Source organism: Yoonia sp. R2-816 (assembly GCF_046762905.1).
In the GTDB taxonomy this organism is placed as follows: Bacteria; Pseudomonadota; Alphaproteobacteria; order Rhodobacterales; family Rhodobacteraceae; genus Yoonia.
The window spans coordinates 1-5,277 of sequence record NZ_JBKQXN010000305.1; the positions used below are offsets into that span (position 1 = coordinate 1).

General features: G+C 56.7%; 4 protein-coding genes and 1 pseudogene. All 5 read right to left on the minus strand.

Going from position 1 to position 5,277, the window contains the following annotated elements:
• Window positions 1-195 (minus strand): annotated as a pseudogene (locus tag ACFWW2_RS17600) (hypothetical protein); the annotation flags it as partial.
• A gap of 910 nt (window positions 196-1,105) precedes the next feature.
• A complete protein-coding gene (locus ACFWW2_RS17605) occupies window positions 1,106-1,294 on the minus strand; it encodes a hypothetical protein (protein ID WP_393930127.1) in 189 nt (62 codons plus the stop codon).
• 1,274 nt (window positions 1,295-2,568) lie between these two features.
• Complete coding sequence (locus ACFWW2_RS17610; protein ID WP_393930130.1) at window positions 2,569-3,456, minus strand: DUF2493 domain-containing protein; 888 nt, start codon at window positions 3,454-3,456, stop codon at window positions 2,569-2,571.
• Between the two features lie 509 nt (window positions 3,457-3,965).
• Window positions 3,966-4,748 (minus strand): Abi family protein, encoded by a 783-nt coding sequence (locus ACFWW2_RS17615; RefSeq protein ID WP_393930133.1) that lies wholly within the window; start codon window positions 4,746-4,748, stop codon window positions 3,966-3,968.
• A gap of 206 nt (window positions 4,749-4,954) precedes the next feature.
• Window positions 4,955-5,277, minus strand: a 323-nt coding sequence (locus tag ACFWW2_RS17620; RefSeq protein ID WP_393930136.1) for a hypothetical protein, incomplete at its 5' end; no start/stop codon positions are given.

Below are 5,277 nucleotides of genomic sequence, written 5' to 3' on the forward strand. Positions count from 1 at the left end.
GGCTGATCTTTCCTCGGCGCGCACCTCCAGGAACACCTCCTGGACCTTTGGGTCGCTGTGGATCGTGGCGTTGGCATTCTTCGGCGGCCAGACCTTCGGCTGATTGCGCACATTCCCCTGCTGATCTGTGTGGAAGCCGATATAGAGCTGCGCGGACTTCCACAGTCGGCGGGTTGCTTTAGCGACCTGGTTCATTCTGCTTGCGTCCTCAAGGTTGTTGTTTCGTGTGTGCTATGTTGCTATTGGTGTCCCACCCCCGGAAGGGGTGGAACGTGGACGCTTACTTAGCGCCGTGTTGTGCAACGCCAGAAGCCATCCCACTTGGAAGGCCCTTTCAAACAGGCCACGGAAACGGCCTGTTCTGCGCTGCCACTTGCTATCTGTCCCCCTTCCGCGTTTTTCCCCCGCAAGGAGGGGGCCGATGGAAAAGATCCGGAGCTGATCCGGGCAGGGTGGTCAGGCTGAAAAACGGAAAGTTTGCCCGCTTGCGGGTAAAAGCCGTTTTTCTGCTTGAGGCGCACAAAAAGAAAGATGTGATCCGCGCCCTGGCGCGGATCTCTTTTTGCGCCTTCCACCACGACGGGATCAGATACGAGAGATTTTCGGCCCCCTGACGCCGGGGAAAGCAAGCGCCGCAGACCGCTTGTCGGTTTGCGCTTTGCTCGATGTCTATCGAGCGTGGTCCTTGCAAAAGGCCGAGTGAAACGAGGGAATCGCGTTACCCGCAGGGACGAAACAACCATGTGCAGGCGACCATTTTGGCCGCGTCGGCAAGCTGGCTCGGAGAGACAGATTCCGGCGCTCTCGGGCCAAAGGTCGATCGCATGTGGTTGGTTCGGGTCGGGCGCCGGTGCAGCCGGCGTCCGAGTAGCGACCGGTCCCGAGCTGCAGGCTCGGGATTTGCCCATAATCCCTGACAGGTTCACAGCACGATATTGGGTCTGCCCCCTGCTCATCATGGGTCGACGGGATTCTTTCTTAGGGCCATTCCAGCCGCACCGAATATCAGCGCTTCCCTGGGGAAGCGCTGCCCCGAGCTGCAGGTTCGGGGTTTGCCAACATCATGCGGAAACGCAGAAAAGCGGCCCCGAGAGGCCGCAAACTGTCAGGTTCCGATGAAGTTCAATATTGCTGCCGTGATTGCCGTCGTGGCACCGATCAGCGCAGCTGCAGCCAGAAACGGTGCTAAGAAGGTATTGACGCCGATCTGTTTTGTTTCAGCAATCAGCTTCGCCACTTCAGCGCGTAGTTTCTCGTCTGTCAGTTTGACTTCGGCTTCGGTCATGTCGTTCATGCTCATGATGATCTCCTTTGAATATAGGTTGCAAACCGTCTGAAAGCAAAGCGAACTCGCCCGCCCTGCACGGTCGCGGGCATTTGGACACGCCGAGTCAAGGACCGCTGAAGGCGGCGTGCGAGCGCCGCGCTTGCGCGGCGTGAAGTCCTTGACCGGTGTGGGATAATGACAAGACCGTGTGGGGGTGGGCCGCCCGGCCCTGGGCCGCGCCCGGCGCGGGCCAGGTTAACAGCCGGGCACGATCTGCACGGGGTCCGCCAGGCGCAACGTGCAAAGGATGCGACTGGTCTGACTTGCGACGGTTGTGGGTTCCGATTGAAAAGGGCGGTTGCCCAGTTGATCGGGCCGGACCGAATGCGCGGACAAGCAGTCTGATGCAATCAGTTCGCGCTTGCGCGAATGGGGGGACGCGCCCGGCGCAGGGGGGGCCTGACTATATTTTCAAGGTAGCGAAGCTACTATGAAAATAAGGAAGGGGCCAAGGCGCGTCCCCCCTCCCGTACTATCAACATTCACTACCGGTTCAATCGAGAAGGCAGGCCAGCGGTTGAGCTGATTAGTCTGGATAGGGATTTGCTGGGTCATAATGCGCGCCCGCCTCACAAAACAGCCATCGCAACCGTTGAGCCATGCCCGATGAACTTGGGACCGGGCAATAACGCGGCGAAGTGGCGGGGGCATTATCCAACCACTGTAACCAGCCAGATAGACCCGATGATAAAGCCGGGTCATCACAGATCCGCCGCCTTTCGCAGTACTTCATTCATTCGGCTTTGCCAGAGCGTCAGCGGAGGCAGACCTGTCTGAACCACCGACGTGATCCTTGCCTCAAGCAAGGATCTCCACTGAACCTTCGATGCGGTGTCGGAAAATGAGCGTTGGAATGTGAGCATAGACAGCAGAATTGGCAGGCCCGCTCATGGGGCCTACCGGACGTCTCTTGCTCTCATGTGGAAGCTTCTACGTGCTCCGCTTCAGCGATGACGTCTTGATATTTATCTATATGCCCGCATGGGTTCTGCCAGCAGCTCACGTCATACCACTCACCGTCTTCGCAGAATTGTCGCAACGCGGGCTTCCCACGTTTTTCGCCGCATTTGGGGCAAAAGTCAGAGATTGTGACCCTTTTGATGATTTGATTTATCGAGCGGTAAGTTTTGCCCCAAAGTCGATGCTGCAAAGCGCGATCCAGTACTGACACGTCCATTTTCGTTTCCTTTTCTTGAAAGAGGTTTGTGGACGGCCCTTTGCTGGACCGTCCATTGTTTTGCTCACGCGGCATTGAACTGGCCGACCTTGATGCCTTTCGCTTCGGCCTTTTGGCCAAGGTTTATCGCGACGCCATTGCCGCCGAAGATCAGGACGCCAATCGGCTTGGCCGCGAGGATCGCATCATTGGCCTTGAATGGAGCGGCTTTGCCGTGGCCCTGCCAGTTTGGCCGAAAGAGGATCTGGCGAACCTTGTTGTTGCGGGCCCATGTGGCCGCGATCCGTTCCACACCCTTGCCGTGACCTTTGTGGCACAGAACCATGTCGGGATATTTGGCAAATGTCTGGTCCAGAATGCGGTAGATTTCGCGGCAGTCTTTGGCCTCTGCATCGCCGGTGATGGCAATCTTTGGTCCCTCGACCTTGTTGCGTTCGGCCTGTTCGCGGTCGTGCCGGTTCAGCAGCTCTTTGGCTTCGAAGACCGCACCGGTTGCCTGCGCGTCTTTCGTGGTGCGGCTGCCGGTGACGGGCGTATAGGCTTGCCCGGTCTCGATTTCGTAGCACTGGGCGGCCTTTTCCGCCATGATCTTGAGCGCTTCGGCTTTCTCCCAGAGGATCTCGAACCGGCTGGATGTCTTTTCCAGTTCCATTTCGGCGACTTCTGACCCGTCCTGAGCCTCGATCAGCCCTTGGATCTGACGCTTGTGTTTGTCGGCCTGCTCTGCCAGTGCCGTCGCCCGGCGCTGCAGCAATGTGGCTAGTCCATGTGCCAGTGGTTCGATCTCAGATGCAAGACCGGTGCCCTGCAGCCCGCCGATCAGGGTCTCGAAGGTTTCGAGCACGATCTGGTCGCGCAACTCGTCGTCATTTGGGATGATCAGGTCGTCTGTGCCGTTTTCGGTCAGGCCAAAGAGTTCAATCGCGTCATATGCTGTTGATTGGTCGAACATCTCGTTTTCTCCTATGGATGTCTTGCCTCCACGGAATGCGGGGCATGTCCGGTGACCCCCTTCTAAAGTGGTCCGGGTCAAGGACGCCTCAGGCGCCAGCTTTGCTGGGCGCGTGGGGATGGCAAAAATACGGAGGGTCCGCCCCAACGGGGTGGAAACCGTCTTTTTGATATGCCCATGCGATCCTTGAGGCGGGCCGCTTTATGAGCCAATCCGGAGGATATGCTTCCGCCTTCAGTAGGAGGAGGAATACGTGAGGCAGGCGATACCGGCGCAGGCAAAGGCTGATGGGCTGCGCAGCGCCGACGACGGAGTGGAGGAACGCCTCATCTGAGCTTGCGAAGATGATGGCTGACGGAATGTAGTCTTCGGCCAAACGGCCTGTCAGACTGCTCGTGCCGCAATCGACTGACGGGCCACCCCACGCTACATCCACACGACTGTGTGAGCGCGCAAGGCGCGCTTCAGATTTTCGACACGCGAAGCCGAGAAAGGCTGGCCGTCAGGCACTAATACCCTAAATCCGCATTATTTATTTCGGGATATCGATCAATTATTCTTTGAACACTGCCAACGACGCCGGTTGCGGAGCTAAAACCGTCCATCGCATAATCGAGGCACTCCAGTTGTGCTTTCAGGGTCATATGCATGGCGATGGGAACATTGCCCCTTCTGTAAAACTGAGGCTGTTTCTGAAAGTGGCGGTTAAACAAGCGGTCATGGTGAGCACAGATGTTCCGCAGATCAACGAAGCCTGGTATCCATGAATCGAAGACCATTGGGACCGAAACACCAAATTCCGATGCAATTTCTTTTCTCACATCGTTTGCAAGCGCTTCGTAAAAGCGTGCCGCGGTCCCGAAGGTGAAAAATTCTTTCATGATCCATATCGGCGGCAGAGGTGGCTCCGTGTATGTAACTCTATAATGCCGTGCGCGTTGGTCCTTCGTCTGACTGAAGACTTGTATTGTCTTCTTGATCGCTTCGTTGTGATGACCACTGGTCCGGAAGGCTGCGTCTTGGAAATACGGGTGGCTGCCGAACCGTGCGCTTAGTACCTCCGAGAGTGCGTTGCGAAATGCCAGTTCAAAACGCCCGACGGCCATGAAGCAGACATCCCGTATCTTTGTGTCACCTTCGTAAAGACGTAAGATCTGGTTGTACGTTGTGCCTGGAATGAACGGTTTACCAGGCAACGAATTGTCCCTGAAGCTAAGAAAGTAGATCCTTAGTCTTTCATATCCAATCTCTTCGATTTTCCGCGCGGCGACATTGGGACGGGCGACAGTCAAGCCGCACGCCCTCAAGTGAGAAATTCGGTCCGCTGCCGATGCATGCGGCTTATTGTAAGGATTTGTGGCCATCTACAAATAAGAAGGGCCGCCCTTTTGCACCTCCGAAGAGCGTGTGGCGACCCGTGACAATGTCTACCTAACCCCAGTGTACGAATATTTCAAGTCGATTGATGTGTATCACCGTACGCCCGGCGAAGAGCTCGTTACCCCTTGTGGGCCGAGACACCTTTGGTGGCTTGGGTGAGGCTTTGCCAAACGAGTGCCCGGTCAGCTTCAGCTGATCGCCCCAGCTTTGCGCCATGCTTCGGCTTCTCTGGCCATTGGCGTAAAGAGTGATCACCGCTTGGATACGACCTCCACCGCGTCCAGATGAAGCAATCGCGCGACAATAGACGATGGTGATCGCCCAAAGTCACGCGAGATGGAACGAACGTCACGCTTGTCGTTCTGAAACGCGTGCAATAGACGTTGATCTTCCTCAGCACTCCATCGATGGCCATGGCGTTCAGGTTTTGGTTCATCTGGT

Coding starts and splice junctions, on each gene's coding strand:
- ACFWW2_RS17605 (WP_393930127.1), bottom strand. CDS start 1,294: ATGAACGACATGACCGAAGCCGAAGTCAAACTGACAGACGAGAAACTA.
- ACFWW2_RS17610 (WP_393930130.1), bottom strand. CDS start 3,456: ATGTTCGACCAATCAACAGCATATGACGCGATTGAACTCTTTGGCCTG.